Origin of the sequence: Dactylosporangium sp. NPDC048998, from assembly GCF_043197855.1 — a bacterium.
In the GTDB taxonomy this organism is placed as follows: domain Bacteria; phylum Actinomycetota; class Actinomycetes; order Mycobacteriales; family Micromonosporaceae; genus Dactylosporangium.
In genome coordinates this window covers 77837-95455 of record NZ_JBICTV010000031.1, presented here as the reverse complement: position 1 = coordinate 95455, position 17619 = coordinate 77837, and the positions used below count along the sequence as shown (strand labels likewise).

The 17619-nt window shown below is 72.1% G+C and carries 16 protein-coding genes; 12 read left to right on the top strand and 4 right to left on the bottom strand.

Annotated elements, in window-relative coordinates:
* The first annotated feature begins 202 nt into the window (after positions 1–202).
* Genes ACGFI8_RS39440 through ACGFI8_RS39425 form a run of 4 tightly spaced genes read left to right on the top strand, consistent with a single transcriptional unit; the run spans position 203 to position 3869 of the window.
* Positions 203–724: a SigE family RNA polymerase sigma factor gene (locus ACGFI8_RS39440; RefSeq protein WP_392812524.1), complete on the top strand. Its 522-nt coding sequence runs from the start codon at positions 203–205 to the stop codon at positions 722–724.
* A gap of 38 nt (positions 725–762) precedes the next feature.
* Positions 763–2028: a hypothetical protein gene (locus ACGFI8_RS39435; RefSeq protein WP_392812522.1), complete on the top strand. Its 1266-nt coding sequence runs from the start codon at positions 763–765 to the stop codon at positions 2026–2028.
* A gap of 56 nt (positions 2029–2084) precedes the next feature.
* Positions 2085–2669: a TetR/AcrR family transcriptional regulator gene (locus tag ACGFI8_RS39430; RefSeq protein WP_392812521.1), complete on the top strand. Its 585-nt coding sequence runs from the start codon at positions 2085–2087 to the stop codon at positions 2667–2669.
* A gap of 30 nt (positions 2670–2699) precedes the next feature.
* Positions 2700–3869 carry a glycosyltransferase gene (locus tag ACGFI8_RS39425; protein WP_392812520.1) on the top strand — a complete coding sequence of 390 codons (1170 nt, stop codon included), beginning with the start codon at positions 2700–2702 and terminating at the stop codon, positions 3867–3869.
* Here ACGFI8_RS39425 and ACGFI8_RS39420 read toward each other — a convergent pair.
* Positions 3851–4621: an aminoglycoside adenylyltransferase domain-containing protein gene (locus tag ACGFI8_RS39420; RefSeq protein ID WP_392812519.1), complete on the bottom strand. Its 771-nt coding sequence runs from the start codon at positions 4619–4621 to the stop codon at positions 3851–3853. The genes ACGFI8_RS39425 and ACGFI8_RS39420 overlap by 19 nt on opposite strands.
* A 191-nt stretch (positions 4622–4812) precedes the next feature.
* Between ACGFI8_RS39420 and ACGFI8_RS39415 the strand changes: the two genes are divergently transcribed.
* Positions 4813–5547, top strand: a complete 735-nt coding sequence (locus ACGFI8_RS39415) for an SDR family oxidoreductase (protein ID WP_392812518.1) — start codon at positions 4813–4815, stop codon at positions 5545–5547.
* A gap of 330 nt (positions 5548–5877) precedes the next feature.
* Positions 5878–6456: a helix-turn-helix domain-containing protein gene (locus ACGFI8_RS39410; RefSeq protein WP_392812517.1), complete on the top strand. Its 579-nt coding sequence runs from the start codon at positions 5878–5880 to the stop codon at positions 6454–6456.
* A gap of 28 nt (positions 6457–6484) precedes the next feature.
* Here the strand turns inward: ACGFI8_RS39410 and ACGFI8_RS39405 are convergent, their stop codons facing one another.
* Positions 6485–6643: a hypothetical protein gene (locus ACGFI8_RS39405; RefSeq protein WP_392812516.1), complete on the bottom strand. Its 159-nt coding sequence runs from the start codon at positions 6641–6643 to the stop codon at positions 6485–6487.
* Between the two features lie 180 nt (positions 6644–6823).
* Between ACGFI8_RS39405 and ACGFI8_RS39400 the strand changes: the two genes are divergently transcribed.
* A complete protein-coding gene (locus ACGFI8_RS39400; RefSeq protein ID WP_392812515.1) occupies positions 6824–8116 on the top strand; it encodes an MFS transporter in 1293 nt (430 codons plus the stop codon).
* Positions 8117–8324: 208 nt separating this feature from the next.
* Here the strand turns inward: ACGFI8_RS39400 and ACGFI8_RS39395 are convergent, their stop codons facing one another.
* Positions 8325–9737, bottom strand: coding sequence for a carbohydrate-binding protein (locus tag ACGFI8_RS39395; protein WP_392812514.1), 1413 nt, complete (start codon positions 9735–9737; stop codon positions 8325–8327).
* A gap of 319 nt (positions 9738–10056) precedes the next feature.
* Here ACGFI8_RS39395 and ACGFI8_RS39390 point away from each other — a divergent pair, with 319 nt between their 5' ends.
* Together ACGFI8_RS39390 and ACGFI8_RS39385 are read left to right on the top strand one after the other, a co-directional pair.
* Positions 10057–10275 carry a flagellar basal body-associated FliL family protein gene (locus ACGFI8_RS39390; RefSeq protein ID WP_392812530.1) on the top strand — a complete coding sequence of 73 codons (219 nt, stop codon included), beginning with the start codon at positions 10057–10059 and terminating at the stop codon, positions 10273–10275.
* Between the two features lie 90 nt (positions 10276–10365).
* On the top strand, positions 10366–11670 hold the full coding sequence (locus ACGFI8_RS39385) for an Ig-like domain-containing protein (RefSeq protein ID WP_392812512.1): 1305 nt from the start codon (positions 10366–10368) through the stop codon (positions 11668–11670).
* A gap of 55 nt (positions 11671–11725) precedes the next feature.
* Here the strand turns inward: ACGFI8_RS39385 and ACGFI8_RS39380 are convergent, their stop codons facing one another.
* Positions 11726–13603: a ricin-type beta-trefoil lectin domain protein gene (locus tag ACGFI8_RS39380; RefSeq protein WP_392812510.1), complete on the bottom strand. Its 1878-nt coding sequence runs from the start codon at positions 13601–13603 to the stop codon at positions 11726–11728.
* Positions 13604–13733: 130 nt separating this feature from the next.
* Between ACGFI8_RS39380 and ACGFI8_RS39375 the strand changes: the two genes are divergently transcribed.
* The 3 genes from ACGFI8_RS39375 (at position 13734) to ACGFI8_RS39365 (ending at position 17618) form a co-directional block, all read left to right on the top strand.
* Positions 13734–14342: a GNAT family N-acetyltransferase gene (locus ACGFI8_RS39375; RefSeq protein ID WP_392812508.1), complete on the top strand. Its 609-nt coding sequence runs from the start codon at positions 13734–13736 to the stop codon at positions 14340–14342.
* Between the two features lie 275 nt (positions 14343–14617).
* The gene (gene fusA / locus ACGFI8_RS39370; protein WP_392812507.1) at positions 14618–16600 is read left to right on the top strand and encodes an elongation factor G; all 1983 of its coding nucleotides are present in this window, start codon (positions 14618–14620) and stop codon (positions 16598–16600) included.
* 118 nt (positions 16601–16718) lie between these two features.
* Positions 16719–17618, top strand: a complete 900-nt coding sequence (locus ACGFI8_RS39365) for a Ppx/GppA phosphatase family protein (protein WP_392812506.1) — start codon at positions 16719–16721, stop codon at positions 17616–17618.
* Position 17619: the final 1 nt, after the last annotated feature.

Sequence of the window (17619 nt, the reverse complement as noted above, 5' to 3'; positions counted from 1 at the left end):
CGTACGCAGCCTTATCCGCCAGGCATGGACCCTCTACCGCTGGGACACCCGTCCCACCCGCCGACCATGAACGTCCACCTATTTGTGCGACCTCTTAACCCTCCAACCCGCCACAGCCGGCATTGTCCCGACACCTAGCAACGGACCGCAAGGATCCCGGCACGTCCCCAACCATCTGGGGGCACTCGTGCGTTGACCTCACGTGAACGCCACGCCCAGTGACGAGCAGGCCGAGTTCGTCGCCTTCGTGCAGGCCCGCCAGCACCGGCTGCTGCGCTCGGCGTACCTGATGTGCGGCGACCACCACCGGGCCGAGGACCTGCTGCAGGACGCGCTGGTCAAGCTGGCGCTGCGGTGGCGCCAGGTCCGGCACGGCGAGCCGGAGGCCTACCTGCGCACGATCATGTACCGCGATGCGGTGTCCTGGTGGCGGCGGCGCCGGCGGGAGACGCTGATCGACGTGGTACCGCAGGCCGCGGGCTGCGACGGCGCCGAGGCGGTGCCGGATCGGATGGTGTTCGCGGCGGCGCTGGCCCGGCTCGCGCCGCGGCAGCGGGCGGTGCTCGTGCTGCGGTTCTTCGACGACCTGACCGAGGCCCGCACCGCGGAGGTGCTGGGCGTGTCGGTCGGCACCGTGAAGAGCCAGACCAGCGTCGCGCTTCGGCGGCTACGGGCGCTCGCGCCGGAGCTGGGCGAGCTGCTCGCGGCCGGGCGGGAGCGCTGAGATGGGCGAACTGCTCGTGGTGCGACGGGAGGGCCGAGATGGGCACGCGTGAGCTGGCCGAGCTGCTCGAGCAGGCGTCGGCGGACGTCGGGGCGCCGGCGCTGGCGGAGGCGGCGTGGGCGCGGGCCGGCCGGGTCCGTCGGCGGCGGCGGATCCTGACCGGCGCGGCGGCGGTGGTCGCGGTGTGCGCGGTGACGGTTGGGGTCGCTGTGCCGCTGCGGGGCGGGCCGCGACCGCACCCGGCGGCCACGCCGACGAGCGGCCCGGCGCCGTCCGCGGCGCCGCTCGGCCCGCCGAGGGTGGATCAGATGCCGCAGCAGCCGGGCCGCCGCACGATCGGGCCGCTGCCCGCGACCGGTGCGGCGTTCCGGCCCGCCGAGGCCCGCATGCTGTCGCAGCGGCCGGTGCGGCGCGCGGTTGCCGTGGTCGAGCCGGGCAGTGCGGAGAACGCCACCCGGCCGGAGCCGCTGTACGTGCTCGACACCGACGGCTCGTGGGCCCGGGTGGACGTGGTCGATCTGGCGTTCACCCGGGACTCGGGGAACAACACGGCCGATCCGCTGCGGCCCACGGCGGTGTCGCCGGACCGGCGTCTCGTCGCGGTGGCGCAGACCGACGAGGTCGTCGTCGTCGATGTCACGACCGCGGCGGTGTACCGCACGCCGCTGCCGGGCTTCAACGAGCAGGTGATGTGGCGGTCGGACGACACCGTTCTGGTCACGCGGGACGCCGGTGAGCAGGCGACGGCCACCTTCGCCGTCGACTGGCGGGCGCGGACGGCGACGCGGGTCGCTGCGGGGCTGTCGGTCTGGAACACGGTGGTGTCGCGGCCGGACGGGCCGGTGCTCGAGCTGCGGGGCACGCTCGGCGGTGAGGCCGGTGACGAGCCGCTGGTGCTGAAGGAGTGGCAGCTGGACCGGGCCGCGCCGGTGCGGGAGGTGCCGGTCGACGGCCGGGCGCTCGCACCGTACGGGGTGGACGAGTGGTACGGCCCCGCCCTGCGCAACGGGCCGGACGCGGCCGGCGATCTGGTGGTCCGGGCCGGCTGGGGCCGTACGCCGGCGTATCAGGGCATCGAGGTCGTGGCCGTCGTCGACGTGCGCACCGGGGTGCTGCAGCGCCTGCTCGATCTGGGCCGGGACCGGTGGAAGGGCTGCTGCCAGCCGCTGGACTGGGTGGACGAGCGCACGGTCCTGCTGCGTACGGAGCGGGAGGGTCTGGTGGCCTGGGACGTGTCGACCGGCGCGGTCTCGGTGGTGAGCGCGGGCCAGTTGCCCGGAACCGTCGCGATCGCGCTGCGATAGATTTCGTGTTAATCGACGTTGACACCAAATTGGGGGCCCGGGTACCGTCGTCGCGGATGGACGGTCCACGCAGCTACACCATGCGAGCCCGCGCCGACGCCAAGGCGGCGACCCGGCTGCGCGTGCTGCGCGCCGTGCTCGAACTGAGCGAGGAGAAGATGACGATCGAGATCACCCTCGACGAGGTCGCCTCCCGCGCGGGCACCAGCGTGCAGACCGTGCTGCGGCACTTCGGCACCCGCGACGGCCTGCTCGACGAGGCCGTCAAGCTGGCCTCGGCCGAGGTCGAGCAGGAGCGGCGGGCCCCCGTCGGCGACGTCGGCGGCGCGATCCAGGCGATCGTCGCCCATTACGAACGGCGCGGCGACCACGTCCTGCGGCTGCTCGGCCAGGAGCACGACCCGCGCATCGCCGCCGTGGTCGAGCCCGGCAAGCGGCTGCATCGCCGCTGGGTCGAGGACGTCTTCCGGCCGCAGCTCGACGCGCGGCCTCCCGGCGACCGGGACGCGCTGGTCGACCTGCTCGTGGTCGCCACCGATCTGTACACGTGGAAGCTACTGCGCCGCGACCGTGGCCTGGATGCCGCGACCACGCAGGCCCGCATGCACACCCTGGTCGCCGCGCTCCTCGCCGGCGACTGACACGGCCGGACGCCGAGAAGGAGCACCATCGTGGACGTACTCTTCGTCACCGCCGACGCCGGCGGGAACCTGCCGCCGGCCCTCGGCATCGCCCGCGAGGTCGTCCGGCGCGGCGGCACCGCGCGGTTCCTCGGCCACGAGCCGCAGCGCGCGGCCATCGAGCGCGCCGGCTTCCGGTTCGAGACCGTGCGCGAAGGGCGACCGTACGATGCGGCGGCGCCCCGCAGTACCATGTCCGGGCTCCGCGACCTGACCGCGGTCTTCGCCGACCGGGGCATCGGCGCGGACGCGGTCCGGCTGGCCCGCGCCGAGCCCACCGACGTGGTCGTCGTGGACTGCCTGCTGCTCGGCGCGATCGACGTCCTCGTGCGGTCCGGGCTGCCGACCGTCTCGCTCGTCCACACCCTGTGGAGCTTCTTCCAGGGCGAGGCCCGCGGCCCGGTCGGCGCCATCCTGCGCCTGCGCGGCATCCGGATGCGCCCGGTCCTGCGGTCGCCGGCCATGAGCCTGGTCACCGTACGCGCCGACTTCGAGCCGCCGGCCCGGGAGGCGCTGCCGGCGGGCGTGCACCACGTCGGTCCGGTCTGGCAGGACACGCCCGTCGCCGCTCAGCCGGCGGCCGGACGACCCCGGATCCTCGTCAGCTTGAGCACCACCCGGTTCCCCGGCCAGGACAAGACCCTGCAGCGAATCCTCGACGCCCTCGACGGTCTGGACGCCGAGGCGATCGTCACCACCGGACCCTCGATCGACCCGGCCACCCTGCGCGCGCCCGGCAACGCCACCGTCCACCGGTACCTCGACCACGGTGAGATCCTGCCGGGCACGTCGCTGGTGATCGGCCACGGCGGCCACAGCACCGCCGCGCGTGCCCTCGCGCACGGCATCCCGCTGCTCGTCCTGCCCATGCACCCGCTCATGGACCAGTCCGCGATCGGCCAGGCGGTGGTCCGGCACGGCGCCGGGCGGATGCTGCCCAAGTCGGCCGGCGCCGGCGCCATCCGCGCCGCCGTCACCGAGCTCCTCGCCGACGGCCCGCACCGCGCGGCCGCGGCCCGGCTCGGCGACGACATCCGTGGCCGCGACGGCGCGGCCGTCGCCGTCGACCTGGTCGAATCCCTCCGGAACGGCGGCCACGCACGGCCGGGGCAGCGGCGCGACGCCGAGGGCGTTGCCGAGGGTTACGGACAGAACGCTTGATCAGGCGCTGAGCCCGCAAGGATCGCGTGGACGCGGGTCAGGAACTGCGTGGCCGCCGCGCGGTCGACCGAGCGGCCCGCGTCGCGGCCCACGGCGTGGCTGTCCAGCGCCGCCTGGATCACCTCGGCCCCGCCCGGGAGGTGCTGCACCGCCCACACGGCGGCGGCGCGCTTCGGCGACCAGGTGCGCTCCGCGTGGTACCGCAGCGCCCGGCAGGCGTTGAGGACCGCGTTGTCGCCGTGTTCGCCGAGGTGGGCGAGCTGGACGGCGACCGACTCGGCGACGACCGGGAGCAGCACCCGCGAGCGCACCCGCGGCGCGAGGCCGGCGAACGGCGGGCCGATCAGGGCGCGGCGCTGCTGGCGCACCATGTCCCGGTCGATCGGGTACCAGAAGGTCAGGCCGTCGCCGGGGTCGGTCTCGGCCTTGTACGGCAGCTCGGCGCCCGTGTTGAGGTTCAGCGCGAAGCCGGCCTCGATGGACAGGCCGGCCAGGGTCGCGCGGTCGTAGAGGACGAACTCGAGGCCGGTCGCCGGGCAGGGCAGCGCGGCGTGGCCGAGTGCCGCGACGACGGCGGCGATCTCCTCGGCCGTGGGCTCCTCGGCGACGGCGAGCAGGTCGACGTCGCTGCGGCCCGGCTGGTACGCGTCGAAGGCGAGCGAGCCGGCCGGGTACACGCCGACCAGCCGCCCGCGGAAGATGCCCTGCAGCCGGTCGATGACCGCGCCGAGGTATCCGTCGAGGTTGTTCACCGCTCAGTTGTAATCCGGTCGAGCCACTCCGGCCGTCAGGGCGCGCTGGGCGGGTGTGAGCACTTCGGTCGCGGGTAGTGCCGCCCGGCCTTCGCGATGCGGCGCACCTGGCCGGCGAGGATGTCCGCGACGGCGGCGGGCGGGTCGGCGCCGGGGCGGCTAACGTCAACGCGTCAGCGACGGAAACTGGGGTGGGTGCCGTGAGCAGAGTGGCCGTGGTCACCGGTGGGTCCCGCGGGATCGGGCGGGCCGTCGCCGAGCGGCTGGCGAGGGACGGCCAGGCGGTCGTCATCGGGTATGCGAGCAACGACACCGAGGCGAAGGCCGCCGTCGAGGCGATCGGGTCGGCCGGCGGCCGGGCGACGGCGGCGCGTGCGGACGTGGCCGACGAGGCCGCCGTGGCCGCGCTGTTCGACCTCGCCGAGCGCGAGTACGGCGGCGTCGACGTGGTGGTCAACGCGGCCGCCGTGATGACCCTTGGGCCGATCGCCGAGCTGGACCTGGACGCGCTGGACCGCGTGCACCGCACGAACATCCGCGGCTCGTTCGTGGTGTCCCGCGAGGCGGCCCGCCGGCTGCGCGCGGGAGGCGCGCTCATCAACTTCTCCACGTCGCAGACGCGGCTGCTGTCGCCGACCTACGCCGTATACACGGCGAGCAAGGCGGCCGTCGAGGCGCTCACCCCGATCCTGGCCAAGGAGCTGCGCGGCCGCGACGTCACCGTCAACGCGGTCGCGCCCGGTCCGACGTCCACCGACATGTTCCTCAACGGCAAGGACGAGGCCACGATCGACCGGCTGGCGAAGCTCAACCCGATGGAGCGCCTCGGCACGCCGCAGGACATCGCCGAGGTGGTGTCGGCGCTGGCGGGCCCGGCCCGCTGGATCAACGGCCAGACCGTGTTCGTCAACGGCGGCGGCGCCTGAGGGCCGTCCACACGGCCGATGAGCCGAGCCGCCCGGCGTAACCCGGGCGGCCAGCGGCGCACCTTACTTCTTCTTCTTGTTCTTCTTCTTGTCCTTCTTCGACTTCTTCGCCATGGTGGATCACCTCCCAGGGGTGGACTGACTCATCAGACAGTACGGCCAAACTCTCGGTGAACAAAGGCTTTCCGGAAGATTTCCATGAAGTGTCCGTCACATCTCCACCGTCCACTATGGATCTCACCATGCCCGGCGCCACCTGCGTGCGGCGGTGCATCGCCGCTGCGACAGGCGTTTGACCCTTCGGTACAGTCATCATGAAATGAGGTGACGATGACTGTATCGAATATCGGGCGTTCGTATCACGCACCACGGCGTGTCGCGGCGGCCGCGGCCACCCGGGAGGCGATCGTGGCCGCGGCGGAGCGGCTGTTCGCCCGGCGCGGCTACGCGGCGACGACCATGGCGGCGATCGCCGAGGAGGCCGGGGTCACGCCCAAGTCGGTGTACGCGCTGGCCGACAAGCCCGGGCTGCTGCTGCTCGCGGTGGACCGGGCCGAGCCCGGCTCCGGGACCGAGGACCTCATCGGCGGGCTGCTGCGGCGATACCCCGTGCAGCGGGCGTTCGAGGAGGCCGCGGCCGCCGAGCCGGCGCTGCGCGAGGCGTGGCGGCGGCACGAGCGGCGGCGGCGCGCCGAGCTCAAGGGCCTGGTGCGCGCCGCGGCCGACGCGGGGCGACTGCGGCCCGGGCTGACGGTCGGGCGGGCCACCGACACGCTGTGGGCGCTGGTCACCTGGCACGCCGTGGCGCTGCTCATCGAGCAGCGCGGGTGGGGCCGGGCCAAGCTCGCCGAGTGGCTCGAGCAGCTGATGGAAACCGTGCTCACCGGCGACGGCCAGGCGCGGGACTGACCCCGGCGCCCGGCCGTCACCGGCGACGTCAGCCGGGCAGCTTGTTCGCGCCCGCGTTCGCGGTGACGATCCGCGGCACGTCGGCGGCCGGGTCCAGCGAGGCGCGCGCCGGGTCGGGGTCCAGCCCGCGTCGGTGGCGATGTCCGGGCGTGGCGGCGGTGAGCCCGGCGCGGATACCTCCGTGCATGCAATCCTCCTTCGTTCGCGGGGAAACGTTGAGGAAAGCGCATTCCTGACGACCACGTTGGCACTCGCGGCGCGGGGAGTCAACGCGTGGCGTTTGCAGGTTTGTTGCAGTGGGTGGCGCCGGTCACTCCGGGGGCCTGCGGCGAGACGGGAGGGTAAGGACCGGAGCAGGCTTGCCGCCATGACCGTCGCCGCCCCGGCCGCCCGCCGGTTCGCCGCGTTGCGCAACCGTGACTGCCGGCCGTACCTCTTCGGGGCGGCGCTGTCGATGATGGCCGACAACATCGAGCACGTCATCACGTACTGGATGCTGTGGCAGAAGTTCCACTCCGAAGCGCTCGCCGGCTTCCAGGTGATCAGCCACTGGGTGCCGTTCCTGCTGCTGTCGGTGTGGTTCGGCGGCCTCGCCGACCGTTACGACTGCCGGCGCGTCATCCAGGCCGCCCAGATCCTGTTCATGGCGGTGTCGCTGGCCTGGGGCATCCTGTTCATCACCGACTCGCTGCAGATCTGGGAGGCCTGCCTGCTGCTGGTGCTGCACGGCATGGCCGGCTCGCTGTGGGGCCCCGGCGAGCAGCTGATGCTGCACGACTTCGTCGGCGACGAGGAGCTGGCCTCGGCGGTACGCCTGAACGCGACCTTCCGCAGCCTCGGCGTCCTCTTCGGCCCGGCGGTCGGCTCCGCGCTGCTGCTGCAGCTGGGCCCGAAGGCCGGCATCCTGGTCAACATCGCGTTCTACCTGCCGCTGACGCTGTTCCTGTTCCGCACCCGCTTCACCGGGCACACCCGCCACTCCGGCGCCCCCGCCCAGCGCGTCGGCCTGTTCGACTCGGCGAAGGTCCTGCGGCGCGTCGCCGGCGACCACACCCTCATCAGCATGATCATCCTGGCCGGCCTGGCGTCGTTCTTCGTGGGCACGTCGCTGCAGGCCACGATGCCGAGCTTCGCCGACGACCTGGGCGGCGACCCGACCGACGTCTACGGCGTCCTGCTCTTCGCCGCCGGCGCCGGCGGCGTCGTCGGCGGCATCCTGCTCGAGGCGACCGGCCGCATCCGGCCAACGGTCCGCGTCGCGCTGGTGACCACCCTGCTGTACGGCGTGAGCACCCTCCTGTTCGCCGTGACCCGCAACTATGCCCTCGCCATTGCCCTGCTGTTCATCGGCGGCGTGGCCAACCTGGCGTCGATGTCGATCGGTCAGACCGTCACCCAGCTGCTCGCCCCGCCCGCCGAGCGCGGCCGCGTGATCGGCGTCTACAACGTCTCGGCCAACGGCCTGCGCGCCGGCAGCGGCGTCACGGTCGGCGTGCTGGGCCAGGCGATCGGCGTGCACTGGTCGCTCGGCCTGAGCTCGGCCGCGCTGTGCCTGGGCACCGGCCTGGCGGCCCTCTACACCCGCGGCGTCCACCGCGGGCCGGCCGAGGAGGCGGCACCCCAACCCGTCGAGGCCGGCGCCGAACCTCAGCAGACGTGAGATGGAAGCCTGGTGGCCCCAGGTACGATGCGCCGGGGGTCACCCCGTCGATGCGCTCAGTGACCGCGATCCGCTCGCCAATATGGTCGCGATCAGCGCCTTCGTGGCGGGGCGCTCCTCGGCCCGCCGAGGGTTGTCCGGCTCACCACGCGGACCGGCGGGGACCGGCGCTGTAGCGCCGGCCCCCGCCGTGGCCCAGGTGCCCGGATCAGCCGGTGAAGGTGGCCGTGATCTGCGTGAACTGCCAGTTGTTCTGCGAGATGCCGCTGCAGTTGGACACCACGCCGCCGCCCGCGCAGGGCCGGTCACGGTTGACCGACCAGAACGCGAGCCGCGCCAGGTGGTTGTTCTGGGCGTAGTCGCGGATCTGCTGCCAGTACGCGACCGAGGTCAGCTCCTGCTGGTCCGACAGGCCGTTCATGCCGGAGATGCCCATGTGCCGGTACGCGGTGGCGTCGTCCCAGCCGAACGAGCTCTTCAGCATCGCCTTGAGCCCCTCGGAGGCGCTGACCGTGCTGTTGTACATGTTCGCGCCGCCGCCGAAGTCGAACGGCATGATGGTGAAGATGTCGATGTTCGCGCCGGTCGACGCCGCGCGGCTGATGAGCTGCTGCGCGTAGTAGCCGGGGCCGGTGGTGGCCGTACCGAACGTGACGATGACCTTCAGGCTGGGGTTGTTCTGCTTGACGATCTTCAGCGCGTCGACGATCCGGTTCCGCACGGTGTCGTTCTCGAACTCGTCGGTGTTCTCGATGTCGATGTCGATCGCCTTCAGGCCGTACGCGTTGATCACGGTCTGGTAGGCGCCTGCGAGAGCCTGCGGGGTGGAGCAGTTCGGGCCGAGCTTGTTGCCGCTCCAGCCGCCGAAGGACGGGATCACGTCGCCGCCGCCGGCGCGCACCTGGCTGATCACGGTCGAGTCGACGCCACCGGTGAGCGGCCGGTTGCCGTCCCACGCCGGCGAGCAGCCGCCGCCGGAGAGCACGAACGCGAGCGTGAACCACTTGATGCCGGTCGCCGACTGGACCGTCTGCGGGTTCGGCGGGTCCCCCCACTGGTAGAGGTAGGGCGCCGCGGCGAAGCCGCCGGACGGCGGCGGGTTGGTGCCGCCCGTGGTGGTCGCGGTGACGCTGTTCGACGCCGCCGACTCGCCCTGCGTGTTGTACGCCTTGACCGTGTACGTGTGCGTGGAGCCGGCCGCCAGCCCGGAGACCGTGGCGGTGGTCCCGGTGCCGGTGGACCGCACGGTCGTGCCCTCGTAGACGCGATATCCGGTGACGGTACCGCTGGAGGCGTTCCACGCCAGCGTGAAGCTCGTGTTCGTGGTCGCGGTGACGCGCAGGTTGGACGGCGCACCCGGGACGCCCGGCGGCGGGTTGCCGCCACCGCCGTCGCACGCGCCGAGGTCCTTCCACAGCGACGGCGTGGTCGACGGGTACCAGCCGGTGCCGGGGTAGGCGGTGTGAGTCTGCAGTGCCTGGTAGGTGTGGCCCTGGTACGTGACCTGGGTGCCCACCGTGTAGGTGTTACCTTCGGCCCAGGCCGGGGCGGTGCAGGCAGCGAGGGCGGCGCTGGTGGCGGCCTGTGCCTGGATCGCGGGCGAGAGAACCAGCGCCGTCACGATGGTCAGTGCCGCGCCCGCTGCTAGGGCAAATGTACGACGTCGAGATCTCATGGGACCCCCTACACATCGATGGATCGATGGAGAGGGACGCTATCAGTTAACACTATTAAATGTAAGAGTCGGCGACCTCGGAGCCGCAAGGAGATCCAGGCCGGGACTATCGGGCGATTCGGATATACGGTGCAACTGCCCGCCGCGCCACCGCACACGCAGTAGCTACCGCGCTGCACCGGCCCGCGACTGTTGTGTCGGCCGATCGGGCCGATGTCATCCCCGACGGAGTTACAGCCGATCGGGAGGAGGGGCGCCCTGATTGGTGGTGGTCACGCGGCGAAGGCCGGCGCGCACGCCAAACACAAGAAGGGCCGCCATCGCCCTCACCGCCCTCATCGGCCGCAAGATGGACGAGCTGATGTCCAACGCCGAGCGCGACCGCACGAAGAAGGCGCTCGTCGGCAGGGTCGTGAAGGCCTACACCGTCGACAAGAAGAAGGAGGTCATGGACATCTCCTTCACCACCTTCGTGATCCAGTGACCGCGCCGAGCTCGCCGAAGCGGGTCAGCGCCCGGATCGCCGCGGTAGTACACTTTCGCCCTCTCATCCCTCAGGTCAAAGGCGATCGCCATGCACAGTGACGCTCGGCCCACCCTGTCGTCCGGCCGGACCACGCGCCGGTCACTCATGCTCGCCGCGGGCGTGGCCGTGCTCGCGGGCTGCACCTCCGACCCGGGCAAGAAGCCGCAGGCGTCCTCTTCCGGGCCCGCGTCCTCGCCGAGCCCGAGCGTCCCGGCGGCGACCGCGCAGATCACCGCGCCCGCCGAGGGCACCGCCAACGTCCCGACCGCCATGGAGGTCGCGGTCACCGTCGCCAACGCCACCAAGACCGAGGTGGTGTTCGCCGACCCGGGCGGCGAGGTCGTCGAGGCCGTCCCGCACCAGGTCGAGGGCGCCTGGATCCCGGCCCGGCAGCTGAAGTACGACACCCGCTACGAGGCCCGGGTCACGGTGACCGGCAGTGATGGGCGCACCGCCACCACGACCGCCAGCTTCACCACGATGAAGAAGCCGGGCAGCCTGGCCAAGGTGACCAGCGTCGTCAACGACGGCCAGACCGTCGGCGTGGCGATGCCGTTCATCATCAACTTCGGCGTCGACGTCGCCAAGGACCAGCGGGCCGCCGTCCAGCGCCGCCTGACGGTCGTCAGCGACCCGCCGCAGGAGGGCACCTGGAACTGGTTCAACGGCAAGGAGGTGCACTTCCGCCCGAAGGACTACTGGCAGCCGGGCACCAAGCTGTCGCTGCGCGCGGCGCTCGGGGGCCTGCCGATCGGCGGCAAGTGGCACACCGAGCGCGACCTGACCATCAACGCCACCGTCGGGCGGAAGTTCCTGATGGAGGTGGAGAACAAGACCCACCAGCTGACCGTCACGCAGGACGGCCAGGTCGTGCGCACCATGCCGGTGAGCAACGGCCGCCCGGCGAACCCGTCGGCGAGCGGCCACTTCATGATCATGATCAAGAACGAGTGGGAGTGGTTCGACTCCTCCACGTTCGGCGTGCCGTCAGACAGCAAGAACGGCTACCGCCTCAAGGTGTACTGGCCGCAGCGGCTCACCTGGGACGGCGAATACCTGCACTCGGCGCCGTGGTCCGTCGGCGACCAGGGCAAGCGCAACGTTTCGCACGGCTGCACCAACCTGTCCCCCGCCAACGCCGAGTGGCTGTGGAAGCAGACGCTGATCGGTGACCCGGTGATCATCCGCAACACCGAGGAGCACGTGAAGTGGGGCAACGGCTGGACCGACTGGGACGTCTCCTGGGATGAGTACGTCAAGGGCAGCGCCGTGCCCTACCAGCCGCCGGCGCCGCCGTCCGCGTCCACGTCCACGTCGGCCTCCGCATCGGCGGCCCCTTCCGCCTCGTCGTAACCGAAACGGGCACGAGCCCGGGCGCCGCGGGGCGCCCGGGCTCACGAGGGAACGGTTACGGCAGGGTCCAGCGCTGGTTCGCCGCGCCCGTGCACGACCAGATCTGCAGCTGCGTGCCGTCGGCCGAGCTCGGGCCGGTCGCGTCCAGGCACTTGCCGAGGGACTGCAGGCTGCCGTTCGCCCCGGACGTCCACTGCTGTGCGGCGGTGCCGTTGCAGTCGTAGAGCTGCACCTTCGTGCCGTCGGCGGAGTTCGCCGCGGCCACGTCGAGGCACTTGCCCAGCGCGCGCAGGGTGCCGTCGGTGCTGACCGTCCACTGCTGGGCGGTGGTGCCGTTGCAGGTGTACAGCTGGATCTTCGTCCCGTTGGCCGAGCTCGCGCCGGCGACGTCGACGCACTTGCCGCCGTAGCCGGTGATCTGGCCGGTGCGCGTCGTCGGGGTGCCGCTGTCGGCGCCGGCCCAGAGGTACGTCCCGACGGTCTTCGCGGGCAGGGTGCTCTGGATCTGCTGGGTGCCGACCCGCAGGGTGAACGCCTGGTTCCCCGAGGTCTGGTTCACCACCACGGTGACGAGGGTGCCGTCCGGGTTGAGGAACGCGACGTTGGTGACGGTGCCGGTCGAGCCGTAGCCGGTCGAGACGCGCCGGGCGCCGGGCTGCACGAACTTCGAGAACTGCGCGATCATGTTGTAGTCCGGCAGCGCCCAGAAGGTGTCGCGGTTGGTGGTGCTCTGCACGAGCATGGTCGGGTCGGGCGAGCCGGACCACCGCTCGGGCGAACGGTTCTGGTCCAGCATGCTCACCCAGCCCTCGTACAGGGTGGCGGAGTTGCGGAAGTACTGCACGATGCGGTCGGCTCCCGCCGTACCCCAGACGGATCGCTCCGTCATGAGCACGTCCTTGTCGGGGTAGCTCGCCTTCACGGTGGACATCGCCGAGGGGTCGCCGGCGTAGTCGTGGAGGGCGATGCCGTCCACCGAGCCGTAGGCGTCGCTGTGGCTGGAGGCGCTGCCCAGGACCCCCGCGGCGTAGGACGCTCCCTCGCTGAAGTTGTGGTCGAAGGCCCAGATCTTGACGGTACCGAGGGAGGCGCCGTTCAGTTCGGTCTTGAGCGCCTTGGCGAGCTGGCGCTCCTGGTCGGCGCTCACCAGCATGCCCGGGTAGTCCGGCGGGGAGAACAGCGGCTCGTTCTGCAGGGTGAGCGCGTAGATCGGGATGCCCTGGGCGACGTACGCCTGGACCGCCCGCCGATAGTACGTCGCCAGCGTCGGGATGTACGTGCTGTTGAGGCTGCCGCCGATGATGTTGTTGCTGGTCTTCATCCACGGCGGCGCCGACCAGGCGCTGGCGAAGATGCGCAGGTTCGGGTTGATCGCGAGGGCCTGCTTGAGCGTGGCGATGATGTTGTAGTCGATGTCGCGCTGGATGGAGAAGCGCGACAGCGACGGATCGGCCGCGCCGTCGTCGTAGGTGTAGAAGTCGTGCGAGGTGAAGTCGCTCGTGCCGAACGTGATCCGTGCGACGTTGAAACCGGCGCCGGTGGACGGGTCGACGAGGGCCCGCAGCGCGCGGTCGCGGCCGGCGGCGCTCATCCGCGACAGGTTGTAGATCGTCGACTCCTCCAGCGACGAGCCGACCCCCAGGATCGACTGGTAGCGCGTGTTCGTGTCGACGGTGACGGTGGCGCTCCCGCTCGCGGCGCCGATCGGGAGGTCGGCCTGGCGGGACAGCTGGTACGGGGTGCCGGCGAGGCCGGTGGCGGGGTTGGTGTACCAGTTGCCGTTCTTGGGCTCGTATCCCGCGGTGCGGGACTCGGAGCTCCAGTAGACCTGGACGGAGCTCGCCGCCGCGGCGGCGGGGAGCTGGGCGGACGTGAGCAGGGCGGCCGCGGTGGCCGCGACGAGCAGCGCAGACAACGGTCGGGTTGGGACCATGTGCACGCCTCCTGGCGGGCGGGGTGTGGGCGGGGTAACTTCAGGACTTGTATTAAGCCCCGGCTCCATATATCTGTCAATATTCCTAACAGATATCAGTTCGCTCGCGGCGACGTGTATGAAGAATGCCATGATTCGCGCGTACCGCCCCGCCGACCGCGACGCCGTCCACGACATCTGCATCCGCACGGCCGACGCCGGCCAGGACGCGTCCGGCTCCTACGCCGACCCGGGCATCCTGCCACAGATTTTCGCCCACCCGTACGCCTACCTGGAGCCGGACCTCGCGTTCGTGGTCGACGACGGCGGCACGGCCGTCGGCTACGTGCTGGGGACCGCCGACACCGCGACGTTCGCGCGGCGCTTCCGGGACGAGTGGCTGCCGCTGGTCGCCGAGCGCTACCCGGCCCCCGAGGCCGAGCCGGCTGACCGCGGCCCCACGCCCGACGAGGTGATGGCGCACCTGCTGCACCGGCCGGAACGCATGGTACTGCCGGATCTCGCCGCCTACCCCGCCCACCTGCACATCGACCTGCTCCCGGCCTACCAGCGCGCGGGCCACGGCCGGGCACTCATCGACACGTTCGTCGTGGCACTGCGCGAGCGCGGCGTCCCGGGCCTGCACCTGGGCATGGTGACCGCCAACGAGCCGGCCCGCAGGTTCTACGACCGCCTCGGCTTCCACGTCATCGACGTGCCGGACCCAGGCCCGCTCACCTACCTGGGCCTGCACCCCTGAGCAGCCCGAGCCGGGAATCGAGCCGGGAATAACGGGTTGCACAGCGGCGCTAACGTTTTCGGTGGACAACTCGTCGAGTGGAGGGAGCCGGCCGTGCAGTACCGCACCGCTGTCGTCGTTCCCCGCTCGCAGCACGAGGTGATCCGCGTGTCTTCCTTCCTCCCGGTGTCCGCACGCGCGGCGACACTGGGGCGTCCCGTGTCCGGCTGAGCATCCGGCCCCGCGGGGCGAATCGCGCTGTCCTGTCCAAGTGACGAGCCCGTGAAGGGGCAGCAGTGCGAAACGAACTGGACCGCGTCCGCAACATCGGCATCCTGGCCCACGTGGACGCGGGGAAGACCACGACCACCGAGCGGATCCTCTTCGCCACCGGCGCCACCTACAAGCAGGGCGAGGTCCACGACGGCACCACCGTCACCGACTTCGACGCCCAGGAGCGCGACCGCGGCATCACCATCTTCGCCGCCGCGGTCAGCGTCGACTGGCACGGCCACCGGATCAACCTGATCGACACGCCCGGCCACGTCGACTTCGCCGACGAGGTCGAGCGCTCGCTGCGCGTCCTCGACGGGGCGGTCGCCGTGTTCGACGGCGTCGCCGGCGTCGAGCCGCAGAGCGAGTCGGTGTGGCGGCAGGCGGACCGCTACGGCGTGCCGCGCATCGCGTTCGTCAACAAGCTCGACCGGGCGGGCGCGGACCTGGCCACCGCGGTGGCCTCGATCCGCGACCGGCTGCACGTCACGCCACTCGTGGTGCAGGCACCGAGAGGCGCCGAGTCGGCGTTCGACGGCGTCTGGGACCTCACGGAGCCGTCCGGCCTTCCGGAGCTCTCCGCCCGGCGCGCGATGCTCGTCGAGCAGGTCGCCGAGCTGCACGGCGGCGCCCTCGAGGAGTACGTCGAGACCGGCACCCTGAGCCCGGAAACCCTGCGCGGGGCGCTGCGCGAGCTGACGCTGAGCGGCGCCGCGGTGGTCGTGCTGTGCGGCTCGGCGTACCAGGACAAGGGCATCGAGGAGCTGCTCGACGCGGTGGTGGCATACCTGCCCTCGCCGCTGGACCGGCCCCCGGTGCGCGGTGAGTGGGACGGCGCGGAGCAGGAGCGCCCGGCCGACCCGGACGCGCCGTTCGCCGGGCTGGTGTTCAAGGTGAGCGCCGCCGCCACCGGACGGCTGACCTACCTGCGGGTGTACTCCGGCACGCTGCGCAAGGGCATGGAGGTGTTCGAGCCGAACGCGGGCGAGACCGAGCGCGTCTCGCGCATCCTGCACGTCCAGGCCGACCGGCACACGGACCTGCGGCACGCCGTCGCCGGCGACATCGTCGCGGTGGTCGGGCCCAAGCTCGCCCGCACCGGCGAGACGCTGTGCGACCCGCGGCACCGGCTGGTGCTGGAACCGCCGTCCACGGCGACGCCCGTCGTCTCCGTGGCCGTCGAGGCGCGCAGCCGCGCCGACACCGGCCGGCTGGCCACGGCGCTGGCGCGGCTGGTCGAGGAGGACCCGTCGCTGGTCGTGCGCACCGACGCCGAGACCGGCCAGACGCTGCTCAGCGGCATGGGTGAGCTGCACCTGGAGGTCGCGGTGGAGAAGATGCGCCAGACGGGCAACGGGCTGCAGATCAGCGTCGGGCGGCCGCAGGTCGCCTACCGCGAGACCCTCGTGCGCGGCGTGAGCGGGCTGCTGTACCGCTACGTCAAGCAGGAGGGCGGCTCCGGCCTGTACGCCCACGTGACCATCGATGTGTCCCCTGTGGACGGTAAGGAGCTGGTGTTCGAGTCCACTGTGGTCGGTGGCCACGTGTCCAAGGAGTACGTGCGGGCGGTCGAGGCCGGCTGCCGCGACGCGCTCGCGTCCGGCCCGGTCGCCGGCTACCCGGTGACGGGCGTGCGGGTGACGCTCACCGACGGCCGGATGCACGAGAAGGACTCCTCGGAGCTGGCCTTCCGGCTCGCCGGCCGCGAGGCGCTGCAGCAGGCCTTCCGGGAGTCCGAGATGGTACTGCTGGAGCCCGTGGCCGAGGCCACCGTGACCGCCCCCGACGACATGGTCGGCGGCGTGCTGGGTGACCTCGCGGCTCGCCGCGGCCGGGTGACCGGCTCGGTGGCCCGCGGCGGCACGGTCGCCGTCACGGCGACGGTGCCGCTGGCCGAGCTGTTCGGCTACGCGACGCGGCTGCGCAGCCGCACGCAGGGCCGTGGCACGTTCACGACCCGCCCGGCCGGCTACGCCCCGGCGCCCGCCGGGGTGCTCGCCGGATAGGGATCGATGCGCATCCCACGGTTCGTGGGATGCGCATCACGCCTGTTTTGAAGCCGACGCAAGGGGTACGAACCGGCGCGCATCAACTACGGTTGAGGTTTCTTGGGGAGGGTGCGCCGTGCTGCTGGCCGTGCTGGACGTGGGATCGAACTCCGCACATCTGCAGATCGTCCAGGCCAGCTCGCGCAAGCCGCCGCAGCCGGTGTTCCGGCTCAAGGCGCCGACCCTGCTCGCCGAGTCCGTCACGCCCGACGGCGCGCTGACGCCCGACGGCATCGACCGGGTCGTCGAGGCCGTGGCGTGCACGGTCGAGGCGCTGCGCCGGCACCCGGCCGCCGATCTCATCCCCCTCGCGACCGCCACGATCCGCGACGCGACGAACAATGCCGAGATCCGCCGCCGCGTGCGCGAGGCGACCGGCGTCGAGTTGCGCTCGCTCAGCGGCGAGGACGAGGCCCGGGTCACGTTCCTGGCCGTGCGGCGCTGGCTGGCCGGCCCCGAAGGCCTGCTGCTGCTCGACATCGGCGGCATGTCGATGGAGATCGCCGCCGGCCACGACGAGCGGCCGGACCTGGCGGTGTCGCTGCCGCTCGGCGCGGGCCTGCTGACCCGCCGGTTCCTGCCCGAGCACCCGGCCGGGCGCGACGCGGTCGAGCGCGTCCGCCGGCACGTGCGCGCGGCGGTGCACCCGGTCGCCGCGGAGCTCGCGCGGCGGCCCCGCGCCGACCGGATCTTCGGCACCTCGAAGACGTTCAAGCAGCTGGCCCGCCTGACCGGCGAGGACGACCGGCTCACCCGCCGCGCGCTGCGCCGCTGGGTGCCGCGGCTGGCGGAGATGAGCCCCCGGCAGCGGGCGAAGCTGCCCGGGGTCGCCCCGGCCCGCGCCCGTCAACTGCTCGCCGGCGCGGTCACCGCGGTCACCGTGATGGAGTCCCTCGGCCTGCGCTCGCTGGACGTCTGCCCGTGGGCGCTGCGGGAGGGCCTCCTGCTACGCCGCTTCACCGAACTCAGGGGCTGAA

Bases quoted from the DNA above. Each gene is read 5' to 3' on its own strand.
- ACGFI8_RS39435 (WP_392812522.1), top strand. From the start codon at position 763: ATGGGCACGCGTGAGCTGGCCGAGCTGCTCGAGCAGGCGTCGGCGGAC.
- ACGFI8_RS39430 (WP_392812521.1), top strand. From the start codon at position 2,085: ATGGACGGTCCACGCAGCTACACCATGCGAGCCCGCGCCGACGCCAAG.
- ACGFI8_RS39410 (WP_392812517.1), top strand. From the start codon at position 5,878: ATGACTGTATCGAATATCGGGCGTTCGTATCACGCACCACGGCGTGTC.
- ACGFI8_RS39405 (WP_392812516.1), bottom strand. From the start codon at position 6,643: ATGCACGGAGGTATCCGCGCCGGGCTCACCGCCGCCACGCCCGGACAT.
- ACGFI8_RS39400 (WP_392812515.1), top strand. From the start codon at position 6,824: ATGACCGTCGCCGCCCCGGCCGCCCGCCGGTTCGCCGCGTTGCGCAAC.
- ACGFI8_RS39385 (WP_392812512.1), top strand. From the start codon at position 10,366: ATGCACAGTGACGCTCGGCCCACCCTGTCGTCCGGCCGGACCACGCGC.
- ACGFI8_RS39380 (WP_392812510.1), bottom strand. From the start codon at position 13,603: ATGGTCCCAACCCGACCGTTGTCTGCGCTGCTCGTCGCGGCCACCGCG.
- ACGFI8_RS39375 (WP_392812508.1), top strand. From the start codon at position 13,734: ATGATTCGCGCGTACCGCCCCGCCGACCGCGACGCCGTCCACGACATC.